Source organism: Caulobacter sp. BE264 (genome assembly GCF_031457805.1).
Taxonomy (GTDB): Bacteria; Pseudomonadota; Alphaproteobacteria; order Caulobacterales; family Caulobacteraceae; genus Caulobacter.
This window is the reverse complement of record NZ_JAVDXI010000001.1, coordinates 382,291-404,618: the sequence shown is the minus strand read 5'-3', so window position 1 is coordinate 404,618 and position 22,328 is coordinate 382,291. Positions and strand designations below refer to the sequence as shown.

At 67.5% G+C, this 22,328-nt stretch carries 22 protein-coding genes; 9 read left to right on the top strand and 13 right to left on the bottom strand.

Annotated features, from left to right (window positions below):
- Positions 1-2: 2 nt before the first annotated feature.
- Positions 3-380, top strand: a complete 378-nt coding sequence (locus J2X45_RS01930) for a DUF423 domain-containing protein (RefSeq protein WP_310210589.1) — start codon at positions 3-5, stop codon at positions 378-380.
- Here the strand turns inward: J2X45_RS01930 and J2X45_RS01925 are convergent.
- Positions 371-1,588, bottom strand: coding sequence for a multidrug effflux MFS transporter (locus J2X45_RS01925; RefSeq protein WP_310210585.1), 1,218 nt, complete (start codon positions 1,586-1,588; stop codon positions 371-373). The two genes, J2X45_RS01930 and J2X45_RS01925, sit on opposite strands and share 10 nt — an antisense overlap.
- Before the next feature lie 116 nt (positions 1,589-1,704).
- Between J2X45_RS01925 and J2X45_RS01920 the strand changes: the two genes are divergently transcribed.
- A complete protein-coding gene (locus tag J2X45_RS01920; RefSeq protein WP_310210583.1) occupies positions 1,705-2,697 on the top strand; it encodes an alpha/beta hydrolase in 993 nt (330 codons plus the stop codon).
- Between the two features lies 1 nt (position 2,698).
- Here the strand turns inward: J2X45_RS01920 and J2X45_RS01915 are convergent, their stop codons facing one another.
- Positions 2,699-2,959, bottom strand: coding sequence for a low temperature requirement protein A (locus J2X45_RS01915; RefSeq protein ID WP_310210580.1), 261 nt, complete (start codon positions 2,957-2,959; stop codon positions 2,699-2,701).
- Between the two features lie 88 nt (positions 2,960-3,047).
- Here J2X45_RS01915 and pip point away from each other — a divergent pair, with 88 nt between their 5' ends.
- Complete coding sequence (pip, locus tag J2X45_RS01910; protein WP_310210576.1) at positions 3,048-4,037, top strand: prolyl aminopeptidase; 990 nt, start codon at positions 3,048-3,050, stop codon at positions 4,035-4,037.
- On the opposite strand, the gene J2X45_RS01905 is transcribed toward pip, so the two are convergent.
- The 4 genes from J2X45_RS01905 to glpK all read right to left on the bottom strand — a co-directional run bounded on the left by J2X45_RS01905 (position 4,030) and on the right by glpK (position 8,572).
- Entirely contained in the window at positions 4,030-4,869 is an 840-nt protein-coding gene (locus J2X45_RS01905; protein ID WP_310210572.1) for an alpha/beta hydrolase, read from the bottom strand. The two genes, pip and J2X45_RS01905, sit on opposite strands and share 8 nt — an antisense overlap.
- Positions 4,866-6,062, bottom strand: coding sequence for a Gfo/Idh/MocA family oxidoreductase (locus J2X45_RS01900; protein WP_310212066.1), 1,197 nt, complete (start codon positions 6,060-6,062; stop codon positions 4,866-4,868). Before J2X45_RS01900 ends, J2X45_RS01905 begins: the two co-directional genes overlap by 4 nt.
- A complete protein-coding gene (locus tag J2X45_RS01895) occupies positions 5,969-7,012 on the bottom strand; it encodes an SMP-30/gluconolactonase/LRE family protein (protein ID WP_310210569.1) in 1,044 nt (347 codons plus the stop codon). The genes J2X45_RS01900 and J2X45_RS01895 overlap by 94 nt, the downstream gene beginning before the upstream one ends.
- Before the next feature lie 69 nt (positions 7,013-7,081).
- Positions 7,082-8,572, bottom strand: a complete 1,491-nt coding sequence (gene glpK / locus J2X45_RS01890) for a glycerol kinase GlpK (RefSeq protein WP_310210566.1) — start codon at positions 8,570-8,572, stop codon at positions 7,082-7,084.
- A gap of 165 nt (positions 8,573-8,737) precedes the next feature.
- On the opposite strand from glpK, the gene J2X45_RS01885 reads away from it, so the two are divergent.
- The 3 genes from J2X45_RS01885 to J2X45_RS01875 all read left to right on the top strand — a co-directional run bounded on the left by J2X45_RS01885 (position 8,738) and on the right by J2X45_RS01875 (position 11,231).
- Positions 8,738-9,823 (top strand): DUF2336 domain-containing protein, encoded by a 1,086-nt coding sequence (locus J2X45_RS01885; protein WP_310210563.1) that lies wholly within the window; start codon positions 8,738-8,740, stop codon positions 9,821-9,823.
- Positions 9,824-9,854: 31 nt separating this feature from the next.
- On the top strand, positions 9,855-10,637 hold the full coding sequence (locus J2X45_RS01880) for an NAD kinase (RefSeq protein ID WP_310210561.1): 783 nt from the start codon (positions 9,855-9,857) through the stop codon (positions 10,635-10,637).
- A gap of 105 nt (positions 10,638-10,742) precedes the next feature.
- A complete protein-coding gene (locus J2X45_RS01875; protein ID WP_310210558.1) occupies positions 10,743-11,231 on the top strand; it encodes an Hpt domain-containing protein in 489 nt (162 codons plus the stop codon).
- On the opposite strand, the gene J2X45_RS01870 is transcribed toward J2X45_RS01875, so the two are convergent.
- From J2X45_RS01870 to folD, 3 genes are read right to left on the bottom strand one after another with little or no spacing between them, the layout of a single operon-like run.
- Positions 11,232-12,638: a D-arabinono-1,4-lactone oxidase gene (locus J2X45_RS01870; RefSeq protein ID WP_310210555.1), complete on the bottom strand. Its 1,407-nt coding sequence runs from the start codon at positions 12,636-12,638 to the stop codon at positions 11,232-11,234.
- Between the two features lie 16 nt (positions 12,639-12,654).
- Positions 12,655-13,014: a cytochrome c5 family protein gene (locus J2X45_RS01865; protein ID WP_310210552.1), complete on the bottom strand. Its 360-nt coding sequence runs from the start codon at positions 13,012-13,014 to the stop codon at positions 12,655-12,657.
- On the bottom strand, positions 13,014-13,907 hold the full coding sequence (folD, locus tag J2X45_RS01860) for a bifunctional methylenetetrahydrofolate dehydrogenase/methenyltetrahydrofolate cyclohydrolase FolD (RefSeq protein WP_310210549.1): 894 nt from the start codon (positions 13,905-13,907) through the stop codon (positions 13,014-13,016). The genes J2X45_RS01865 and folD overlap by 1 nt, the downstream gene beginning before the upstream one ends.
- A gap of 110 nt (positions 13,908-14,017) precedes the next feature.
- On the opposite strand from folD, the gene J2X45_RS01855 reads away from it, so the two are divergent.
- Entirely contained in the window at positions 14,018-15,541 is a 1,524-nt protein-coding gene (locus J2X45_RS01855) for an aldehyde dehydrogenase family protein (RefSeq protein ID WP_310210548.1), read from the top strand.
- A gap of 89 nt (positions 15,542-15,630) precedes the next feature.
- On the opposite strand, the gene J2X45_RS01850 is transcribed toward J2X45_RS01855, so the two are convergent.
- Together J2X45_RS01850 and J2X45_RS01845 are read right to left on the bottom strand one after the other, a co-directional pair.
- Positions 15,631-17,163, bottom strand: a complete 1,533-nt coding sequence (locus J2X45_RS01850; protein WP_310210546.1) for an acyl-CoA carboxylase subunit beta — start codon at positions 17,161-17,163, stop codon at positions 15,631-15,633.
- A gap of 127 nt (positions 17,164-17,290) precedes the next feature.
- Positions 17,291-18,013, bottom strand: coding sequence for an ATP12 family protein (locus J2X45_RS01845; protein WP_310210544.1), 723 nt, complete (start codon positions 18,011-18,013; stop codon positions 17,291-17,293).
- Between the two features lie 55 nt (positions 18,014-18,068).
- Here J2X45_RS01845 and J2X45_RS01840 point away from each other — a divergent pair, with 55 nt between their 5' ends.
- Positions 18,069-19,514 (top strand): DUF1800 family protein, encoded by a 1,446-nt coding sequence (locus J2X45_RS01840; RefSeq protein ID WP_310210541.1) that lies wholly within the window; start codon positions 18,069-18,071, stop codon positions 19,512-19,514.
- The gene (locus J2X45_RS01835) at positions 19,511-20,746 is read left to right on the top strand and encodes a DUF1501 domain-containing protein (RefSeq protein ID WP_310210539.1); all 1,236 of its coding nucleotides are present in this window, start codon (positions 19,511-19,513) and stop codon (positions 20,744-20,746) included. The genes J2X45_RS01840 and J2X45_RS01835 overlap by 4 nt, the downstream gene beginning before the upstream one ends.
- Before the next feature lie 67 nt (positions 20,747-20,813).
- On the opposite strand, the gene J2X45_RS01830 is transcribed toward J2X45_RS01835, so the two are convergent.
- Together J2X45_RS01830 and crcB are read right to left on the bottom strand one after the other, a co-directional pair.
- On the bottom strand, positions 20,814-21,809 hold the full coding sequence (locus J2X45_RS01830; RefSeq protein ID WP_310210536.1) for an RluA family pseudouridine synthase: 996 nt from the start codon (positions 21,807-21,809) through the stop codon (positions 20,814-20,816).
- Positions 21,806-22,189 carry a fluoride efflux transporter CrcB gene (gene crcB, locus J2X45_RS01825; protein ID WP_310210533.1) on the bottom strand — a complete coding sequence of 128 codons (384 nt, stop codon included), beginning with the start codon at positions 22,187-22,189 and terminating at the stop codon, positions 21,806-21,808. The genes J2X45_RS01830 and crcB overlap by 4 nt, the downstream gene beginning before the upstream one ends.
- Between the last annotated feature and the right edge of the window lie 139 nt (positions 22,190-22,328).

Genomic DNA, 22,328 nt, shown 5'->3' with positions numbered 1-22,328 from the left:
CGATGGAAGGGTGGACACCCCGGACCTGGACAGGCCTGGCGGCCGCCAACGGCCTTCTGGCCGTGGCGTTCGGCGCCTTCGCCGCGCATGGGATCGAAGGCTGGAAAGCCGTCGAATGGCTGAAGACCGGCGCCCAGTACCAGATGATCCATGCCCTGGCCGTCTTCGCCGCGTTCACGCTGCACAAGGTTGGCGCCAAGAGCATGGGCCTCGTGACGGCGCTGTTCTTCGTTGGGATCCTGCTGTTCTCGGGATCGCTTTACGCCATGGCGCTGGGCGCGCCGCGCATCCTGGGCGCGATCACGCCCCTGGGCGGGCTGTCGTTCATGGCTGGCTGGGCGCTGATGGCCTGGCGCGGCTTCAACCTGCCTCAGGCCTGAACCTTCTTCGCGCCCGGCAGGGCCAGCAGGAAGATCGCCAGAGCGGAGCCGACCAAACAGGCGAACATCACGCCGGCCACCGGGCGAGGCGTCCCGTCATGCAGCGCTGCGCCCGCCCATGAGGCTAGCGCGCCCGCGCCGAACGACGCCGAGCCCATCAGCGCCGAGATCGAGCCGGCGCGCTGGGGATCGACGCTCAGCGCGCCAGCCATGGTGTTGCCGCCCATCAGGCCATAGATCGACAGGGCGGCGAACAGCAGCGGCAGCACCGTCCATTGCCCGCCCCAGCCCGTCCAGGCCGCCAGGGTCAGCAGCAGCGCCGCGACAATCGAGGCGATGCTGGCGCGCGCCAGAACCTGATCGGGCGTTGATCGCCGCAGCAGCCAGCGATTGACCTGGCTGGCGCCGATGATGCCGACAGCGTTGAAGGCGAACACCAGATTGAACACCAGAGGTGTGTGGCCATAGGTCCCCATCACCAGGTCCGGCGCGCCCGAGATGTAGGTGAATAGCACCGCGCCGTTCAGCGCTCCCACCAGCGCATAGCCCATCAGCCGACGCATCCCGAACAGCGCGACATAGGCCCTCAGCGGGTTTTCGCTCCGCGCCTGCGCCTCGGTCGCCGCAGAGCGGGACTCCGTCAAGCTCAGCACCACCCAGGCGGCGATCATCACGCCGAACAGGGCCAAGCTCCAGAACACCCCGCGCCAGCCCGCCACGAACTGAACGACGCCCCCGAGTTGCGGGGCCAGCACCGGCGCCAGTCCCATGATCAGGGTCATCAGCGACAATACGCGGGCGGTGTCGGTGTGGCTGAAGCGGTCACGCACCACCGCCCGCGCAATCACCGGACCGGCGCAGCCTCCCAGCGCCTGAGCGAACCGTGCGGCGATCAGGGTCTCGATATTGGGCGCGAGCGCGCAGATGATCGAGGCGGCGACGAACAGTGCAATCCCGATCAACAGCGGCGGCCGACGTCCAAAGCGGTCCGAGGCCGGTCCGTAGAACACCTGGCCGATCGCCATGCCGGCGAAGAAAGCCGCCAGGGTCGCCTGGGTCTCGTCCGGAGCCGCGTTCAGGGTCCGGCCGATCGACGGCAGGCTCGACAGATACATGTCGATCGACATCGGCGCGAAGGCCGTCAGCGCGCCGAGAAGCAGGACAAGTCGCCACGGAACGTGGGCGGGCGGCGGGCTGGCGTTCGTCATGCGCGCCCTTTTACGCGCGTTTCCCGCGACGGAAACCTGAAATGGCGCTTGCCGGGCCGGCGCGCGCGCAGCAGCTTATCGCCAATCACATAACAATCGCGGGAGATTGAGCGCTCATGACAGACACCCTGCCGCAGGCCCCTCGTCTTCCCGCGCCGCAGTTCGCCGAGGTGAACGGCATCCGCATGGCCTATTACGAGGCCGGGCCGCGCCAGGGCGTGCCGATCGTCTTCTGCCACGGCTTCCCGGAGCTGGCGTTCTCGTGGCGCCATCAGATCGCGGCCCTGGCCGCCGCCGGTCGCTGGGTCATCGCGCCCGACCAGCGCGGCTATGGGCTGACCCCAGGTCCCGAGGCGGTCGAGGCCTATGACATGGAGCATTTGACAGGTGACCTGGTCGGCCTGCTCGACCACCTAGGCGTAGAGAAAGCGATCTTCGTCGGTCACGACTGGGGCGGCATCGTCGTGTGGCAGCTGCCGCTGATGCATCCCGAGCGGGTGGCCGGGATCATCGGGCTCAACACGCCGTTTTTCCCGCGCCTGCCGCTGGACCCCATCCAGATGTACCGCAACGCCTATGGCGACGACATGTACATCGTCCACTTCCAGAAGCCCGGCGTCGCAGACGCACAGCTGGGCGCGGATGTGGAGAAGACCATTCGCTATTTCATGCGCAAGCCGAAGGGCACGCAGGAAGACTTCCTGGCCCAGCCGGCCGAGCGCCGCAGCCTGGCCCTGCAGACCGCCCTCGCCCACTATGAGCCGTCTTCGGACGACAACCAGTTCCTGACGCCTGACGAGCTGGCTTTCTTCGTCGAGGCGTTCCAGCGCACCGGCTTCACCGGCGGCATCAACTGGTACCGCAACTTTACGCGCAACTGGGAGCGCTCAGAGCATCTGCCGCGCCGGGTCGACGGCATACCCTGCCTGATGATCATGGCCGAGCTGGACGTCGTCCTGCCGCCGGCCATGGCCGATCGCATGGGCGACCAGATCAGCGACCTTGAGAAGGTGCTGATCGAAGGCAGCGGTCACTGGACGCAGCAGGAGAAGCCGGCAGAGGTGAACGCCGCGATCCTCGGCTGGCTGGACCGCCGCTTCCCGTTGTAGCTCAGCGACGGGCGTCGACCATCGCCTGGGCGCGGCGGCGCATGGCGGCGGCCAGCTGCAGCATGGCCAAGGCCGAGGTCTCGTCGCGTTCTGCCGCGCGCATGGAGTAGACGTTGGCCATGGCGAAAAGGGCTTCGACCCGGTCTACGCCCTCGGCTCCAAACATCTCGCCGATCTGGCGGTTCAGTTCCGCCAGTTGGACCGGCTTCAGCATCGCCAGCAACTCGTCGTCGGAATAATCTTCGGGCGCGATCTGAGTCATGCGCTTAGCATACAGAAGCCGACGAAAGGCATGAACCCGGCGCGATCCGTCGTTCACAACCCCGCGCCGAACGCGCTAGACTCCGGCCATGGATCGTTACGCTTCCGCAACCGCCATGAGTTCCGTCGGTCGCCGCGGCCTCTTTCGCGAGGTCGAGCCGTTTTCGTTCGGCTGGATGCCGACGGGCGGTCCTCATGAGATCTACTACGAGGAATGCGGCAATCCGCGCGGCAAACCCTGCGTGATCCTGCACGGGGGTCCAGGCGGCGCGGTCAATCCGACCATGCGACGCTTCTTCGATCCGGCCAAATGGCGCATGGCCCTGTTCGACCAGCGCGGCTGCGGTCGTTCCCGCCCTAACGCCAGCCTGGACGACAACACCACCTGGAGCCTGATCGAGGATATCGAGCGCCTGCGGAAGCACCTGGGTGTCGAGAAGTGGACGGTGTTCGGCGGGTCCTGGGGCTCGACCCTGGCGCTCGCCTACGCCATCAAGCATCCGGACCGCGTCGAGGGACTCGTCCTGCGCGGCATCTTCCTGCTGACGCAGAAGGAGTTGCGCTGGTTCTACCAGGACGGCGCTTCGATGCTGTTCCCCGACGCCTGGGAGCGGTTCCTGGCCCCTATCCCTGAGGACGAGCGCGGCGACCTGATGGCCGCCTATCATCGGCGCTTGGTCGCGCCGGACCGCCGCGTGCAACTGGAAGCCGCCGCCGCCTGGAGCCAGTGGGAGGGCGACACCATCTCGCTCAGGGGCCCAGAAGCTCGCCCCGCCAAATTCAACGAAGAGGACTTCGCGATCGCCTTCGCGCGGATCGAGAGCCACTTCTTCACCCACAAGGGCTTCTTCGACGAAGACGACTGGATCCTCAAGAACATCGACCGGATTCGCGACATCCCCGGCTGGATCGTCCAGGGTCGGTTCGATGTGGTGACGCCCCTGGACAGCGCCTGGCGGCTACACAAGGCCTGGCCCGAGGCGCGGTTCGACATCGTCTGGGACGCTGGCCACGCCTCGACCGAGCCGGGCGTGATCGACGGCCTGGTCCGCGCCACCGAAGCGGCCCTGGTCAGCTAGCCGGTCTTAGCCAGCCGTTATCCGCGAGCCAGTCGAAAAGCCGATCCGGCCATGCCTTGAGCGCGGCCTTCTGGCTGCGCAGGCCCATGTTGAACGCATGACCGCCCGACTGGAACAGGTGGAACTCCACCGGGACCTTGGCGGCCCGGAACTTGTTCAGCAGCGCCACCGGCGGCGCCGAGCAGCATTCGTCATCGTTCGCGGCCACGATGAAGGCTGGGGGCGTATCGGACGGAACGGAGTCGGGCACGCCCAAGGGTCCAGGATAGACCAGCACCTGGAAGTCCGGGCGAGCGCTGGTCGCATCGACGGCGTCGACCTTGGGGTCCTGCGCAGCCCCCTGATAGACGGCGAGGTTGACCGCCTCGCCGCCGGCGGAGAAGCCCATCAGGCCGATCCGCTGGGGATCGACGCCGAACTCGCCGGCGTGCGCGCGGACATAGCGCACCGCGCGGACGGCGTCCTGGCGGGCGTGATCGATCGTGTAGGGCGAGCCCTCCTCGCGAAAGAGACGATACTTCACCACAAAGACCGCCACGCCCTTGGGGTTCATCACCTTGGCCACGTCTGCGCCTTCGGAGTTTATGACCAGGATCCGATGCCCGCCGCCCGGAAGCACGACCAGAGCGGCGCCGGTGGCGGTCTCCTTGGGCGGCAGATAGGCGGTGATGGAGGGGTTGTTGACGCTCTTGACCCAGTAGTCGGCCGCCTGTTCCGGGATCGCCTTTCGGCTCTCGAACCCCGGCGCGCCGTTGGGCCACAGCGGGATCTGCTGCTGCGCCAGCGCCGCCGTCGGGGCCAACAGGGCGGCGATCAGAAGCAGCCCCCTCACAGCTTGACCGTCCGCCCCTCGCGCGCGGCGCGATAGATCGCCTCGATCACGCGAAGGTCCTTCAGGCCCTCATCGCCGCCAACGATCGGCTCGCGGCCGGTCAGGATGCACTCGGACAGGTGATCGAGCTGGGCCGAGAATTGATTTTTGGGTTGCGGGGCGGGCTCACGCGGCGCGGGCGGACCGCCCAGCTGGGCCCGCATGGCCTGGCCCTGATAGCTGGTCGCCGGATCGATCTCGACCCAGCCCTTGGGTCCGCTCACCCGATAGCGGTTGCAGTTGACGCTGTAGGCCGACACGCAGTTGGCCGTGGCGCCCGACGGGAACAGGAGCTGGAAGTTGATGATGTCCTCGACCTCACCAAAACGCGGGTCGGACCGGTCCGTGGATTCCACGGCGTTGACCGCCACGGGCTCTTCGCCGGTGAGATAGCGGGCGGCGTTCAGGCTGTAGATGCCGATGTCCATCAGGCTGCCGCCGCCGGCCAGGGCCTTGTTCAGGCGCCACTGTTTGGGATCGCCGATCGTGAAGCCGTGGTCGGTGACCACCGTACGCACCGGTCCCAGAGCGCCGTCCCGCACCAGCTTTATCGCCTCGATGTTGTGGGCCTGGAAGCGGCTGCGATAGCCGATCATCAGCTTGCGGCCGGCCTTCCGGCAGGCGGCGATCATCGCCTCACAGTCGGCGACCGTATTGGCCATCGGCTTCTCGCACATCACGTGCTTGCCGGCCCTGGCCGCCCGCTCGGTGAAGGGGCGGTGCAGACTGTTAGGCGTGATCACATAGACGATGTCGACGTCGGGATTGTCGATGATCCGGTCGAAGGTCTCATAGCTGTAGCGGTGGGTCTCGGGGATCCCGTACTGCTCGCCATAGGTCTTCAGCTTGTCGGGCGTGCCGCTGACCAGGGCGACCAGACGCGAGTGCTCGCACTCAGCGAAGCGCGGCATGATGATCCGTGTGGCGTAGTAGCCAAGGCCGAGGATCGCGTAGCCCAGCTTGCGTCCGGGTTCGGCGGCGAAGGCGCTCAGGGGCAGGCCAGCCACGCCAGTCGCGAGGCCTGCGCTCAGGAGGGTTCGTTTGCTGATCGTGTCCATGACTAAAGTCCCAGACCCTTCGTCTTGGTGCGCACCCGCGCCACGACATTGTTGGACGTGATGAACAAGGTCCGGCCGTCTTCGCCGAACACGCAGTTGGCGGCGGGGAAGCCGGTCTCGATCACGCCCAGCAGTTTGGCGTCCGGAGTCAGGATCATGATGCCGCCTGGACCGCTGGCGAAGAGCCGCCCCTCCGTGTCGATCTTCATCCCATCCGGCAGGCCAGGGCCGCCCGCCTTGAGCAGATCCGAGGCGTCGAAGAACACCCGTGAGGCCGTCGGCAGTCCATCGGCGCCCAGGTCATAGGCCATGATCACGGGACGCTTGGGATCGGAAATGGCGACGTAAAGACGCCGGCCGTCGGGCGACAGGCCCACCCCGTTAGGGAAGCTGAGGGAGCCGTCAACCAGAGCCACCTCACCGTTCGGCCGCAGCAGGTAGACGCCATTGAAGGCCTGCTCCTTGGCCGGCGAGGCGTCCATCCCTTCCAGGCCATAGGGCGGATCGGTGAAATAGAGCGAACCCTTCAGCGGTCCGTGACGAACCTCGACCAGGTCGTTCGGACTGTTGAACTTCTTGCCGTTGAAGGTGGTGGCCAGCAGCGTCTTCTTGCGGGTCTCAAGATCGATCCGCGCGACGGCGCGGTTGCCGCAGTCACAGACTAGCAGCGCCCCCGCCGTGCTGATGATCGCGCCGTTGGTGCCGGCCTCGCGGAAGATCTTGGTCGGCGGACCATCATAGCCGGAGGGCCGCAGGAAGTCGGTCTTGCCACCCTTGGCGTCCCACCGATGCATGACGTTGCCGGGCACGTCGGAGAACAGCAGGTAGTTTCCGTCAGCGACCCAGGCCGGTCCCTCGGCCCAGGTGATCCCGTCAGCCAGCTGCTCGATCGGTGCGTTCGCGTCGACAACCGCATCCAGGTCGGACGACAAGCGGCGGATGCGGCCGATCCTGGGATAGCCCGCGCTTGCCGCTTGGGCCGCGAACCCTTGCGCCCCGGTGATCAGGGCGACACCTGCGCCCAGCATGGCGCGTCGAGTGGTCATGGCGGCCTCCGCTAATATTTATTGCGGGCTAGAGACCATGACAGCGATGTCACCGCAACCGGTGATCGACTAAAGTCGAACGCGGGGCACTGCGTCCAGCCAGCGGGCGTAGGCGGCTTCGCGGGCGTGCTCGCCCATCGCCGGCGCCAACGTCTCGGCCGCTGGACTGGCCTCGGCGGCTTCCTCAATCGAGGCGTAGAGACCGGCCCCGACGGCGGCAAAAAGGGCCGCCCCCAGGGCCGTGGTCTCCTGATAACTGGCGCGACGTACCGATAGTCCTGTCAGATCGGCCAGCCGCTGCGAGAACCAAGGGCTCTTCGCCATCCCGCCGTCGATCCGAAGTTGCGCCGCCTCGCCAAACGCAGCGGGGGCGTCGGCGCGCATCGCCTCGATGAGGTCCCGCGTCTGCAGCGCGCAGGCGTCGAAGGTGGCGGCGGCTATCTCGGGCAGACCGGCGTCGCGGGTCAGGCCGAAGATCCCGCCGCGCGCATCGGCGTCCCACCACGGCGCGCCCAGACCGGTGAAGGCGGGAACCACCACCACCGCGTGATCGGGCCTGGCCGCGCGGGCCAGGGCCTCGGCGGCGCGCGGGCCGCCGGTGATGCCCAGCCCCTCGCCCAGCCACTGGATCGCCGCGCCCGCCACGAAGATCGAGCCTTCCAGCGCATAGGTGGTCTTGCCGCCGACCCGTGCGGCGACCGTGGTCAAGAGGCGCGCCCGCGAGGCGGCGCGGTCGGTTCCCGTGTTGATCAGCATGAAGCAGCCGGTGCCGTAGGTCGCCTTCATCTGGCCCGGCGCGACACAGCCCTGCCCCATCAGCGCCGCCTGCTGGTCGCCCGCAACGCCACGGATCGGAACCGCGCGCCCCAGGATGTCGACCTGCGTGGCGCCATAGTCGTCTACGCAGTCCAGCACCTGCGGCAGGATCGTCGGCGGCACATCAAACAGCGCCATCATCTCGGCGGACCACGCCTGGGCGCCGATGTCGAACAGCAGGGTGCGCGAAGCGTTGGTGGCGTCGGTCGCATGCACCGCGCCGCCAGTCAGCCGCCAGATCACCCAGCAGTCCATGGTGCCGCAAAGCAGCTCCCCCGCCTCGGCCCGCGCCCGCGCGCCCGGAACCTTGTCGAGGATCCAGGCGATCTTGGTCGCCGAGAAATAGGGGTCCAGCAGCAGGCCGGTAACCTCGGTGACCTTCGGCTCATGGCCCTCGGCCTTGAGGCGCGCACAGACATCGGCGGTGCGGCGATCCTGCCAGACGATGGCCGGATGGATCGGACGCCCGGTGGCGCGATCCCAGACCACCACGGTTTCACGCTGGTTGGTGATCCCGATCGCAGCGATATCCGCCGCACGCCCCGTCGTCTCGGCCACCTCACGCAGCACCGCGACAGCGGCGGCGTAAATCTCCTCGGCGTCATGCTCGACCCATCCGTCGGCGGGGTAGCTCTGCCGCAGAGGTCTGGACGCCTCGCCCAGAGCCGCGCCGGAGCGGTCAAACAGGATGGCGCGCGTGCTGGTGGTCCCTTGGTCCAGGGCCAGGATCAGGTCTTGCGCCATCGGCGGTTCCTCCACTCAGACTTGCGGCATCTCGACGCGTAACACCGCGTCGGCGGCTTTGACCTGTTTAAGCATGTTTTCATTTGCGAGCCGCAAGTTCATCCTCGTCGGACCTTCCGGATTCGTGGAGGCGGGGCCATTCAAACCGTCGAAATCGCTTCGCTGATGACGCTGGCGCGTAGTCGTGACCCCGGTGATCGGGAACGACTGCTGAGCGGCATCGTCGATCTATGCGAGGCGGGCCAGGCCCGTGGCGAGCCCACCCATCCCGATATCCAGGCCCTGCTGAACTCGATCTTCATGACCCTGGTGGTCGAAGCCGAGCGCGACATTCGCAAGCGCCTGTCCGAGCGGCTCGCCGACGCCGACTGGGCCCCTTCGGCCCTGATCAACATCATGGCCCTCGACGAGATCGAGATCGCTCGGCCCATCATCGCCCGTAGTCCGGTGCTGGAGGATCATGACCTGATCCGCCTGCTGGTTCAGGCCACGCTGGAACATCAGATCGAGATCGCCCGCCGCCCCAACCTGAAGGCTCCGGTCGTGGAAGCGATCATCAGTCGGGACGAGCCGGCGGTCATGACCGCCCTGGCGTCCAACGACACCGCCGAGATCTCGCCCGACGCCATGGGCCGCCTGGTCAACCGCTCACGTGACGTCGTGGCCCTACGGTCTCCGCTGGCGCGCCACCCCAAGCTCTCCAGCGACCTGGCCGAGCAACTCTACCTGCTGGTCGGTCGTGCGCTTCGCGACGCGCTGACCTCGCGTTTCCAGCTCGACGCGGCGCGCATGCAGGCCGCCGTCAACGAAGCTCTGCGGGCCGCGCACAAGGGCGAGAGCGATCGAATCGTCGCCCCGGCGGAGGTCGACGAGGATCGTGAAGAGATGGAACGGTCGTTGATCGAGAAACTCGATTCGGCCGGCCAGCTTCGCCCCGGCTACCTTCTCCGCGTTCTGCGGGAAGGCCGCCTCCAGCTCTTTGTCATGGCCCTGGCGCGGCTGGGTAAGTTCGAGCCGGGACAGATCCGGCGGGCGATCGACACCAGTCGCCCCGAACTCCTGGCATTGGCCTGCTCCGCCGTCGGGATCGACCGCAGCGTCTTCCCGACGATCCTGGAGCATGTGCGGCAACTGAACGGCGGCCGTCCTGGCGGCGGTGACGAGGGCGTGCGCCGCGCGGCCAGCGCCTTTGGCCCCTTTACGCCAGACATTGCCGGCATGGCGTTCCGGCAGGCCGTCGGACAGGTTTGACAAGACCACGGCCTTCCCGCCTCTTGGCCGCATGTACCAGCCGCAACCGTTCGTGACTCGCCTGGCGTTCAAGTCCAGCGACCGCCCTGAAGCCCAGGAGGCCCGGGAACGGCTTGCAGCGCGTTATGGCGATGTCGGGGCTGAAAACGCTCAGGTGATCGTCGCCCTTGGGGGCGATGGTTTCATGCTCGAGAGTCTGCACGAGGCGATCGCCAGCCAGACGCCGATCTACGGCATGAACCGCGGCTCGGTGGGCTTTCTGATGAACGAGTACAGCGAAGATGGGCTGCTGGAGCGAATCAACGCTGCAGAGCGCGCTGTGATTCATCCGCTGGCCATGGTCGCCATCGATGCGCGGCGCACCCAGCATCGGGCGCTGGCGATCAACGAGGTCTCGCTTCTGCGCCAGACCCGCCAGACCGCCAAGGTGCGCATCTCGATCGACGGCAAGGTTCGGATGGGCGAGCTGGTCTGCGACGGCGTGCTGCTGGCGACTCCGGCGGGTTCGACCGCCTACAATCTTTCAGCCCACGGCCCGATCATCCCGATCGACGGCCGCGTACTGGCTCTCACCCCAATCAGCGCCTTCCGCCCCCGCAGATGGCGCGGCGCCCTGCTGCCGCAGTCCGCCCGGGTCACCTTTGAGATTCTCGAAGCCGACAAACGTCCCGTCAGCGCGGTGGCGGACAACTTCGAGGTTCGCGACGTGATGGAGGTGCACATCTCCGAGGATCGCGGCACGTCACTATCCATGCTCTTCGACGCAGGACGGAGCCTGGAGGAGCGCGTTCTGGCCGAACAGTTTTCGGCTTGAGCAAGACCTGAGACGTTGAGTCGCACAAAAACCCCGGTCTCATCTAATATTAACGCCTGCTATGTTAGCCATACCCAACTTGTACCGCCGCTGGGGAGGCGAAGAGTGACCAACAAGACCACCGCCGAGGTGATCCAGGTGCCGAACATGCTCAAGCTCAAGGTGGGCGGGCGCGGCGGCATCGATATGGCCGCAATCGCCAAGGCCGAAGCCGCGCTCAAGAGCCTCTCGGGCAATTTCGCCCAATGGCTCAATGATGAGATCGTCAAGCTGGAGGCCGCGCGCCAGGCGGTGAAGACCGAAGGCCTCAACGCCCAGACGGTGGAAACCCTTTACCTGCGTGCGCACGACCTGAAGGGTCTGGGCGCGACCTACGAGTTTCCGCTGATCACGCGACTGGCGGCGTCGCTGTGCAAGCTGATCGATGATCCCGATACGCGCCTCAAGGCTCCGATGTTCCTCGTCGACGCCCATATTGACGCGATCAAGGCCTGCGTGCGCGACGACATCAAGGTCGACACCCACCCCGTCGGCAAGGCTCTCAGCACCGAGCTTGAGGCGCGCGTCGCCGAGTATCTCGGCGCCGCTGGCTAATTACATCAATCCGAACAGGCCCTTGAGGTACGGATTGAGCATCCGCGCCTCGGGGTCCAGGTCCTGGCGAACCTCCAGGAAATCCTTCCAGCGCGGATAGATCGCCTCCAGCTGCCGACCGCGCAGCGTATGGAGCTTGCCCCAGTGCGGGCGGCCGTCGTAGCGGCGGAAGATGGGCTCGATCAGCTGGTACAGGAAGGTGAAGTCGTCGCGATAATAGGCGTGGACTGCGACGGACCCGCGCGCCGCGCCGTAGAAGGGCGAGAGCCAGGCGTCGTCGCCCGCGATGCGGCGCACTTCGATCGGGAAGAAGACGTCGGGCCGCTCGGTCTCGATGACCCGCATCACCTCTTCCAAGGCCTTCAGCTGGTTCTCGACCGGCAGGTGGAACTCCATCTCGTTGAAACGCACGGGGCGTTCGGTCGAGAGCAGCTTCCAGCCTTCGTCGACGGCGGTCTCGGGCTTGGCCGAGGACAAGAGCGCCTTGGCCGCCGCCTTGCGCAGCGGCGTGGCGAAGCCCAGCAGGTTTCGCAGGCCCCTCAGCGCCTGCAGGAACTCGACATCCTGGTCGGGACCGCGGGCCTCGGCCGGATCATCGGTCTCGTCATGGCTGATGTTCACCGCCAGCCCCGTGAACGGGACGGCGTAGAACTCGAAGTTGCGGTGCTGGGCCCAGCGGCTGTCAGCCTTCGCCATCGCCTCTTCGAAGGGCTCCAGCCAGACGCGGCGGCGCAGACGGCGGTTGGCGCTGGTCCGGATCCGCACTTGGCTGATCACCCCCAGCGCGCCCAGCGACACGCGGGCGGCCTGGAAAATCTCGGGATTCTTGGCCGCGTCGGCGTCGATGACCTTGCCCGAGGGCGTGACCAGCCGCAGGCCCGTGACGTCGCCGTGCATGGCCGGAAGTTTGATCCCGGTGCCATGCGTCGCCGTGCCCAGAGCGCCGCCCAGCGACTGCTTGTTGATGTCGGGCAGGTTCGGCAGCGCCCGCCCCTTCTCGGCCAGCAGAGGGCCCAAGGCGCCGAGGCGGGTGCCGGTCATGACGATCGCCTGGTCGCCTTCCCACCCGACGATCCCCGACATCGAGTCCAGCGAGACCAGGGTCCCATCGGTGGGCGCCAGGGCGGTGAAGGAGTGGCCCGAGCCGACGGGACGGATCGGGGCCTGGGCGACTTTCAGCGCGGTGGCCAGTTCGCCCTCATCCTTGGGCGCCAGGCGCGCGGCGGGATAGGCGTGCTGCACGCCCGACCAGTTGCGCCACAGCACCTTGCCCTGGGCGTTGACTGACGCCGGCGACGGCGGTTCGGGCTTGTCTCCCGTGGCGACCATATAGGCGGCGCCCGCACCGCCGGCGACCACCGCCGCTCCCGTTCCGCCCGCGATCAGAGCCCCACGCCGCGAGATCATGCCGCCTCCCCGTGTTTTAAGACGCGGAGTCGTCTCGCCCCGCCATGAAGCGTATCAGGGCCTTGAAATCGTCCGGCGTGCAAGTCGCGCATTGGCCGGTCGCCGGCATGGCGTTGAAACCCTGGATCGTGTGATCCAGCAGGACGGCCTCTCCCTGCTTCCAGCGCGGGTCCCAGGCGGCGCGGTCATGGACCAGCGGCGCGCCTGTTTCCGGAATGGCGTGACAGGCGTGGCACGAGGTCTCGTACAGGCTGGCCAGGCGCGCATCGGCGGGACGCAGCGCCAGGGCCTGTTCAGGCGTGGGTGGCGGCGGGACCTTGGCCCCGCAGGCCGAAACGACGAGGGCGACGGCGACGAGAACCAGCCCCCTGCGCATCAGGCGATCCCCGACAGGCGTTTGGCCGCCGTCAGCGTGTTGGCCAGCAAGCAAGCAATCGTCATCGGTCCAACGCCCCCCGGAACCGGCGTAATCGCGCCGGCGACCTCCCTAACCTCGTCGAAGGCGACGTCGCCGACAAGCCGGGTCTTGCCGGCGGCGGCGGCCTCCGGATCGCGGGCGGGGAAGCGGGTGATGCCGACATCGATGACCACGGCGCCCGGCTTGACCCAGTCGGCCTTGACCATCTCGGCCCGCCCCACGGCGGCCACGACGATGTCGGCCTGGCGCACGATCGAGGGCAGGTCCTGGCTGCGTGAGTGGGCGATGGTCACCGTGCAGTCGGCGGCCAGCAGCATCTGGGCCATCGGCTTGCCCATCAGGTTCGAGCGGCCGATGACGACGGCGGTCTTGCCCTTCAAGTCGCCGATCGCGTCCTTGATCAGCATCATGCAGCCCGTCGGCGTACAAGGCGCCAGGGCCGGCAGGCCGCTGGCCAGGCGGCCGGCGTTGGTCACGGTCAGGCCGTCGACGTCCTTGTCGGGCGACAGGGCGGCTACGACGTCCATCTGGCTGATATGCGGCGGCACCGGGAACTGCACCAGCACACCGTGGATCTTGGGATCGGCGTTCAGCTTGGCGACGACGGCCAGCAGCTCGTCCTGCGTGGTGCTCTCCGGCAGGCGGTGGGTCTCGGAGTACATGCCCGCAGCGGTCGTCTGCTCGCCCTTGTTGCGGACATAGACCTGGCTGGCGGGATCCTCGCCGACCAGCACGACCGCCAGACCCGGCGTCACGCCATGCTCGGCCTTCAGCGCCGCGACCTCCTCGGCGATCTTGGCCCTCAGATCGGCCGCGAAGGCCTTGCCGTCGATGAGTTTCGCCTGCGCCATGGGGGTTCTCCTGCGTTGTCCGTCCCTAGCCGCTGGGCGCGAGACTCGCAACGCCAGCGACGGCTTGAGAGGGACTTGACCGCCTCCCCGCCCCGGCGTGTCCTCGCGCCATGACTCACGCCGTCCCGACCCCCGCCGCCCACGCCCGCGAGATCCTGGCCAAGCTGGGCGCGCCGCCCCTGCCCGTCGACGCGGGAGAGCCCGTGCGCGGCCCCATCGACGGCGCGATCCTGGGCCATGTCGTCTTCGACGACGCCCGCCAGATCGAGGCCAAGGTCGCCGCCGCCTGCCGCGCCTTCGCCGATTGGCGCGTCGTCCCCGCCCCACGTCGCGGCGAGCTGGTGCGGCTGTTCGGCGAAGAGCTGCGCGCGGCCAAGCCGGATCTGGCCGCCCTCGTCACCCTGGAAGCCGGCAAGATCGCCTCCGAGGCGGCGGGCGAAGTCCAGGAGATGATCGACATCTGCGACTTCGCCGTGGGCCTGTCGCGCCAGCTGCACGGCCTGACCATCGCCTCGGAGCGTCCAGGCCACGCCATGCGCGAGACCTGGCACCCACTGGGTCCGGTGGCGGTGATCAGCGCCTTCAACTTCCCCGTCGCCGTCTGGGCCTGGAACGCCTGCCTGGCCTTGGTCTGCGGCGATCCGGTGATCTGGAAACCGTCCGACAAGACTCCGCTGACGGCTCTGGCCACCCAGGCGATCCTGGAACGCGCCCTGGCCCGCTTCGGCGACGCGCCACAGGGCCTGTCGTCGGTGGTGCTGGGGGCCCGCGACGCCGGCGAGCGACTGGCCCGGGATCCGCGCATCCCGCTGGTCAGCGCCACGGGCTCGACCCGCATGGGCCGGGCCGTGGCGCCGATGGTCGCCGAACGCTTCGGCCGCTCGATCCTCGAGCTGGGCGGCAACAACGCCATGATCGTGGCTCCCTCAGCCGACCTGTCGCTGGCCTTGCGCGCCATCGTCTTCTCGGCGGCGGGCACGGCAGGCCAGCGCTGCACGTCCCTGCGCCGTCTGATCATCCACGAAAGCCTGGTCGACAAGCTGGCCGACGCGGTCGAGACCGCCTTCCAGCGCCTGCCGGTCGGCGATCCGCGCGATCCCAAGACGCTGCTGGGCCCACTGATCGACAAGGCCGCCTATGACGCCTTCATCGAGGCGATGAACCAGGTCCGCGCCGAGGGCGGAACTGTCGCCGGCGGGGAGCGGGTGCTGATCGATGAGCATCCGGACGCCTACTATGTTCGCCCCGCCCTCGCCCGCTTGCCCGCCCCCGCGCCATGCATGCAACGCGAGACCTTCGCGCCCCTGCTGCACGTCGTTCCGTACACGGATTTCGAGGAGGCGATCGCCATCCAGAACGACGTGCCCCAGGGCCTGTCCTCCTGCGTGATGACCAATGACGTCCGCGAGGCCGAGCGTTTCCTGTCGGCCGCCGGCAGCGACTGCGGGATCGCCAACGTCAATATCGGCCCCTCGGGCGCGGAGATCGGCGGGGCGTTCGGCGGCGAAAAGGAAACCGGCGGCGGCCGCGAAAGCGGCTCCGACAGCTGGAAACAGTACATGCGTCGCCAGACCGCGACGGTGAACTATTCCGGCGCCCTGCCTCTGGCGCAGGGGGTGCGTTTCGATCTGTAGAGATTGAAAAAGGGGGAGGCCCAAAAGCCTCCTCCCTTTTCAGATTTAGCGGTCCAGCGGCGTACGCCTAACCTGATGGGCTCTCCCCCCTACAGCGGGATGTTGTCGTGCTTCTTCCAGGGGTTGGAGAGCTCCTTGCCCTTCAGGCTCTTGAGGCCGCGCACGATCCGGCGGCGGGTGCCGTGCGGCATGATTACGTCGTCGATATAGCCGCGGGAAGCCGCCACGAACGGATTGGCGAAGCGATCCTTGTACTCGGCCTCGCGGGCGGCGAGCGCTTCGGGGTCCTTGGCCTCGGCGCGGAAGATGATCTCCACCGCCCCCTTGGCGCCCATCACCGCGATCTCGGCCGTTGGCCAGGCGTAGTTGAGGTCGCCGCGCAGGTGCTTGGAGCTCATCACGTCATAGGCGCCGCCATAGGCCTTGCGGGTGATGACGGTGATCTTCGGCACGGTGGCCTCGGCATAGGCGAACAGCAGCTTGGCGCCGTGCTTGATGAGGCCGCCGTACTCCTGCTTGGTCCCGGGCATGAAGCCCGGCACGTCGACGAAGGTGACGATCGGGATATTGAAGGCGTCGCAGAACCGCACGAAGCGGGCGGCCTTGCGCGAGCTGTCGATGTCCAGCACGCCGGCCAGCACCTGCGGCTGGTTGGCGACGATGCCGACCGTCTCGCCATCCATACGCGCGAAGCCGCAGATGATGTTCTTGGCCCACTCGCTGGAGATCTCGAAGAAATCCGCCTCGTCGACGACCTTCAGGATCAGTTCCTTCATGTCGTAGGGCTTGGTCGGATCGGCCGGGACCAGGGTGTCGAGGCTCATCTCCTCGCGCAGCGGCTCGTCGAAGCTCTCGCGCTCGGGCGCGGTCTCGCGGTTGGACGAGGGCAGGAAGTCGATCAGGCGACGAACCTGGGTCATGGCCTCCAGGTCATTCTCGAACGCGCCTTCGGCGACGCCCGACTTGGCGGCATGGACCCGGGCTCCGCCCAGCTCTTCGGCGGTGACCACCTCATTGGTGACGGTCTTCACCACATCGGGACCGGTCACGAACATGTAGCTCGTGTCCTTCACCATGAAGATGAAGTCGGTCATGGCGGGCGAATAGACGTCGCCGCCGGCGCAGGGCCCCATGATCACGCTGATCTGCGGGATGACGCCTGAGGCCATGACGTTCTCGACGAAGATATCGGCGTAGCCGGCCAGGCTGTCGACGCCCTCCTGGATCCGCGCGCCGCCCGCGTCAAACAGGCCGATCACCGGCGCGCCGACCTTCATGGCCTGACGCTGCACCTTGACGATCTTCTGGGCGTGGGCGTTCGACAGCGAGCCGCCGAACACGGTGAAGTCCTTGGAGAAAACGTAGACGACCTTGCCGTTGATCGTGCCCCATCCGGTCACGACGCCGTCGCCGGGGATCTTCTGGTCCTGCATGCCGAAGTCGGCGCAGCGGTGCTCAACGAACATGTCGAACTCCTCGAAGGAGCCCTCGTCCAGCAAGAGGTCGATCCGCTCGCGGGCGGTCAGCTTGCCCTTGGCGTGCTGCGCCTCTACGCGCTTTTCGCCGCCCCCGGCCTTAGCCTGCTGGCGACGACGCTCCAGTTCCTCGAGAATGTGCTGCACGCGCGTACTCCCCTGCCCGGTTCGTTCATCTGGCGGTTCTTCCACCTTATGACCAAGCCGTAGCGAGGCCCGCGCCAGGGCGCAAGGCGGACCTTGCGGCAGCGCAGCATAAGCCGTCGCCGGAGCGTCACCGCAAGGCGGCGAACCAGCGCTCGATCATCGCCGCCTCGACGCCTAGAGCCTCCGCCCGGGCCTTGGCCTCGGCGTCCTCGCCCCACTGCTCGGCTTGATAGATCTCGTCCAGCCGTGACAGGTCCAACGCTTGCTGGCCGGTCAGCCGGCCTGCGCGAACGGCCAGAGCCAGCACCGTCGAGCCCAGAAGTCCCGCCCCGAAGGCGACCCCCGCCAAAGCGAAATCATCCAGGGTCAGGGCCAGGGCTTCGACCGACGCCAGGGTGGCCGGCGGCTGCGGCGTGTGGATGATCCCGGCGACGGGTGTGAACATGAGGCCATGTTCGGCCTGCGCCCAATCCAGCACCGCCCCCCACTCACGCTCCTGGCGCTCGACGAGGGGCCGCGGGCTTTCCGCACGATAGCAGAGGTGGTCAGAGGCGGCGTAGGCGGTGATCTCCCGAGCAACCTCGGCGCGCGTCTCGGCGATACGGTCGATGGCGGTGAAAGCCAGGCGTGTCGCGGGCATCAGGCTGTTGTCAATGTACTCGACCTGCGCCTCCCATTCGGCCGCGATGATCGCGCCCAAGGTTTGGGTCGGCGCCACGAGCGGCCGCCTGGCCGGCGACTTTGGCGTGCGGCCGTCCAGTTGCACCGCGAAGCCTCCATCGACCTGCACGGCGGCGGCGGTCTTGTAGAAGCGCTTCGGCTTCAGCAGCAGTTCGGACTTGTCGGACACGGGAAAGGCTCTTTTCGCGATTATCCGCGACGGATCGGCGACGGACGGGCGTTGAATGGGCAAGATCGCGATGTCGCGCAAGGGAGAGCGTTGCTTGAGCCTGCCCACCAAGGACCTGATGGCCGCCATCGCCGCCACACGCTTTGGCCTGGGGGCCCGCCCCGGCGAGATCGAGAGCGCCCGGGGTGATCCCCAAGGCTTCTTAATCGCGCAAATCCGCAGCGAAGGCGCTGATCTTCCGCAGGACGATGGTGAAACCGCCAGCGCTCGCTTCGAGCAGATGCGGGCTTATCAGCAGCAGCGACGCGCCGAGCGCCAGCGGAAGGACGGCGAGGACGACACGAAGATGGCCGCCCAGGCCTTCGTCAGCGCCCAGCGCGACCTGCGCCAGAAAGTTGGGGGCGACTTCCTGGCGCGCGCCCGTCTTGCCGCCAGTACGCCGGCGCCCTTCCGCGAGCGCTGGGCGCTCTTCTGGGCCAATCACTTCACCGTCTCGGCCACCAAGCAGCTCACCTCGGTGCTGGTCGGTCCGTTCGAGCGCGAAGCGATCCGCCCCTATGTCTTCAGCCGCTTCGAGGACCTGTTGGTGGCGTCCTCGACCCATCCGGCCATGCTGACCTATCTGGACCAGGCCCAGTCCATCGGTCCAAGCAGCCGCGCCGCCCAGTTCGCCGCGCGCCGCCGCAACAACGCCACGGCCGGGCTGAATGAGAACCTGGCGCGCGAGATCCTTGAGTTGCACACCGTCGGGATCGACGCGGGCTACACCCAAGGCGACGTCACCGAATTCGCACGCGCCCTGACAGGCTTTTCCATCGGTCGAGAGCAGGACGACCGCGCCGGTCAATTCCTGTTCCGCGAACAGGCCCATGAACCCGGCGTGCGGACGATCCTGGGGCGTCGCTACAATCAGCAAGGGATGGCTCAGCCGCTCGCAGCCCTGCGCGATCTCGCCGCCGATCCTCGCACCGCCCGCCACGTCTGCGGCAAGATCGCCCGTCACTTCGTCGCCGACGCACCGCCCACCGCCTTGGTCCAACGCCTTGAGCGACGCTGGATGGAAACCGGCGGTGACCTCGCGGCCGTGGCCAAGAGCCTGATCGAGAGTCCGGAGGCGTGGGACCCGACGCCCGTCAAGTTCAAGACGCCCTACGAGTTTACAGTGTCGACCTGGCGGCTGATCGGCGCCGAGCCTTCGGCGTTCGAGCGCATCGCGCCGATCCTGACCAGTCTTGGTCAGAAGCCCTTCGCGCCGCCCTCTCCCAAGGGCTGGCCCGAAGACGCCCAGACCTGGGCCGCGCCCGACGCGCTCATCAAGCGCATGCAGTGGGCGCAGGGTTTCGCCGCCGCCGTCGCCGATCGCACCGATCCCAACGCTCTGGCCGCTTCGGCCCTCGGCGCACGGCTGACACCGCCGGTCGCCAAGGCCGTGGCCCGAGCCGAGACCCGCCGAGAAGCCTTCGCCCTGCTGATCATGAGCCCGGAGTTCCAACGTCGATGACCGCCGCTATGAACCGTCGCTCGCTGCTGGGCCTGGGCGCCAGCCTGGGGTTCACCGTCAACCTCTTTGGAACCCAGACCTTCGCGGCCTCGGAAAGCGACCTGGCGCGCAAGAAACTGGTGGTCGTCATCTGCCGCGGCGGCATGGACGGCCTGTCGGTGTCGCCGCCGGTCGGAGATCAGAACTACGCGGCCTTGCGAGGCTCGATCGCGATGGGCCGCGATCAGGTGCTTGTGCTCGACGACACCTTCGGCCTGCACCCGGAGTTGAAGTCTGTCTTCGCCCTGGCGCAGAAGGGTCAGGCTCGCATCGCGCCGGCGATCGCCAGCCCCGACCGCGCCCGCTCGCACTTTGAGGCCCAGGACGTTCTGGAGACCGGCTCAGCCCAGGTCTACGGGGCCGAGAGCGGCTGGCTGAACCGCACGCTGGAAGCCCTGACGCCGATCCGCAAGGTCGAGGGCCTGTCGGTCGGGACCACTGCGCCGCTGATCCTGCGGGGCAAGGTCCAGGCCGCCAGCTGGTCTCCCGGCAAGGGCGTCGACGAGACCGCGCGCCTGCCCACGCTGCTGCAGGATCTCTATCGGTCGGACCCGCTTCTTGGTCCAGCGTTTGCGCGCGGACTGGAAACCGAGGCCATGGCCGAGACGGCGATGGCCGCACAGACCAGCGCTTCCGCCATGTCTGGTCCGACGCCGGCGATGGGCGCGGGCGGACAAAACCGCGGCGGCGTGGAGACCGCGCGCAAGCTCGGATCGACGCTGGGCGGCTTCATGACCCAGGCCAGCGGACCGCAGATCGCCGCGGTCTCCCTCGACGGCTTTGACACCCACGCTAGTCAACCCGGCCAGATCGCCACCCGCCTGGCCTATATGGACGCGGTGCTGGATGGTCTGCACCGGGGCCTTGGGCCTGAATGGAAAAACACTGTGGTGCTCGTCGTCACCGAGTTTGGCCGCACCGCCCGGGTCAACGGCACGGGCGGCACAGACCACGGCACAGCCTCAACCGGCCTCATCCTGGGCGGAGCCCTCAAGCGCGGCGGTATCGTCGGCGACTGGCCGGGCCTGGCCGACAAGGCGCTATTCGAAAACCGCGACACCGCGCCAACGCTGGACGTACGGAGCCTCTTCAAGGGCGTTTTGGCGGACCATATGGGCGTTGACCGCGCCATCCTCGAGAGCAAGGTCTTTCCTGACAGCGCAAACGCCAGAGCTGTCACGGACCTTGTCTAGAAATCCGCCGAAGGCGGAGACCCGCGCCCCATGCAGGGCGCGGCAGGTGGGGGACCAAGCGGCGCGATCAGCGTCGCTTGGTCTGACGCCGGGCGAAGGGTTCGGCGTCCGCCTCGTCCTCGGAGAAGCCGAACTTGCGGAAACCCTCCTGCATCTCGGGGCTTAGCGGAGCCTCGATGTGCAGCATGCCGGCCGACGGGTGTGGCAGGAGGATCGAGCGGGCGTGCAGCTGCAGCTTCAGTCCCTCCGACAACGGGGCTGACTTTTCATCGCCGTACTTGGGATCGCCCAGGATCGGGTGCCCCATGGCCTTCATGTGCGCGCGCAGCTGGTGGGTGCGGCCGGTGTGCGGACGCAGCGCCATCCAGGTTACGCGAGGCCCGGCGCGGCTGATGGTGACGAACTCGGTCTCGGCCGGCTGGGCGTCGGGATCCTTGGGCTGGGCGGGCACGACCAGTTCGCGATCGCCCACCCCGCGCTTGGCCAGATGCAGCTCCATCACGCCTTCGGTCGGGTGCGGATTGCCCGCCACGATCGCCCAGTAGGTCTTCTGCGCCTTGCGCTTGGCGAAGGCCCCAGACAAGCGCGCGGCGGCCGACGGCGTCTTGCCCAGCAGCAGAACGCCCGAGGTGTCGCGATCAAGCCGGTGGACCAGACGCGGACGATCCACGCCCTCGCCCCAGGCGCTGAGCAGCTTGTCGATATGCTTGGTGGTCTTGGTGCCGCCCTGCACCGCCAGTCCGGCGGGTTTGTTGAGAGCCAGAACTTCCTCGTCCTCATAAAGGACCAGCGACTTGGCGTAGGCGACATCGCGCGCCGACAGCTTGTTCTTGTCCGACGGATCGGGCGCGTCGGGCAGCGGCGGCACGCGAATCTGGCTGCCGGCCGCCAGCTTCGTGTCGGCCTTAGCGCGCGAACCGTCGACACGCACCTGCCCGGAACGGAACAGCTTGTTGAGCTGGATATGGTTCAGGTGCGGCCAGCGGCGCTTGAACCAGCGATCGAGGCGGACCCCGTCCTCGCCGGCGTCAACGTAGAGGGTGCGGACTTCCTTGGTGCTCATGCGAAGACTTTCCGGGCCACCAGCAGGCCCGCGAACAGGGCCGCGATCGCCAGAAGGACGCTCGCGGCGGAATAGGTGAACGCCTGGCCGTAGGCGCGCTTCTGGATCATCAGCGCGGTCTCCAGCGAGAACGACGAAAAGGTGGTGAAGCCGCCCAGGACGCCGACGCCCAGCAGCACGCGCCACTGCTCGCCAGAGCCATTGCCCTTGTGGGCCAGCCAAGACGCCAGGCAGCCCATCAGGAAGCCGCCGACAACATTGACCGTGAAGGTTCCATACGGCCAGCCGGGTCCCATGACCCGCATCGCGCCGACGCCCACCAGATAGCGCGCGACGGACCCGACGGCCCCGCCGGCCGCCACCAGGAGCAGCTTGTTCATAAACGCCTTATGCGCCGAGGGGGCGTGAACGCCAAGCGCCCACCTTCGTTCCCTTGGTTTTCCAGGGTTTCTTTCACGGTAAACCCAGTCGGAAACCCTATTTCCAAACGAGAGGTTAAGCGCTCTGTCGGCACTCTTC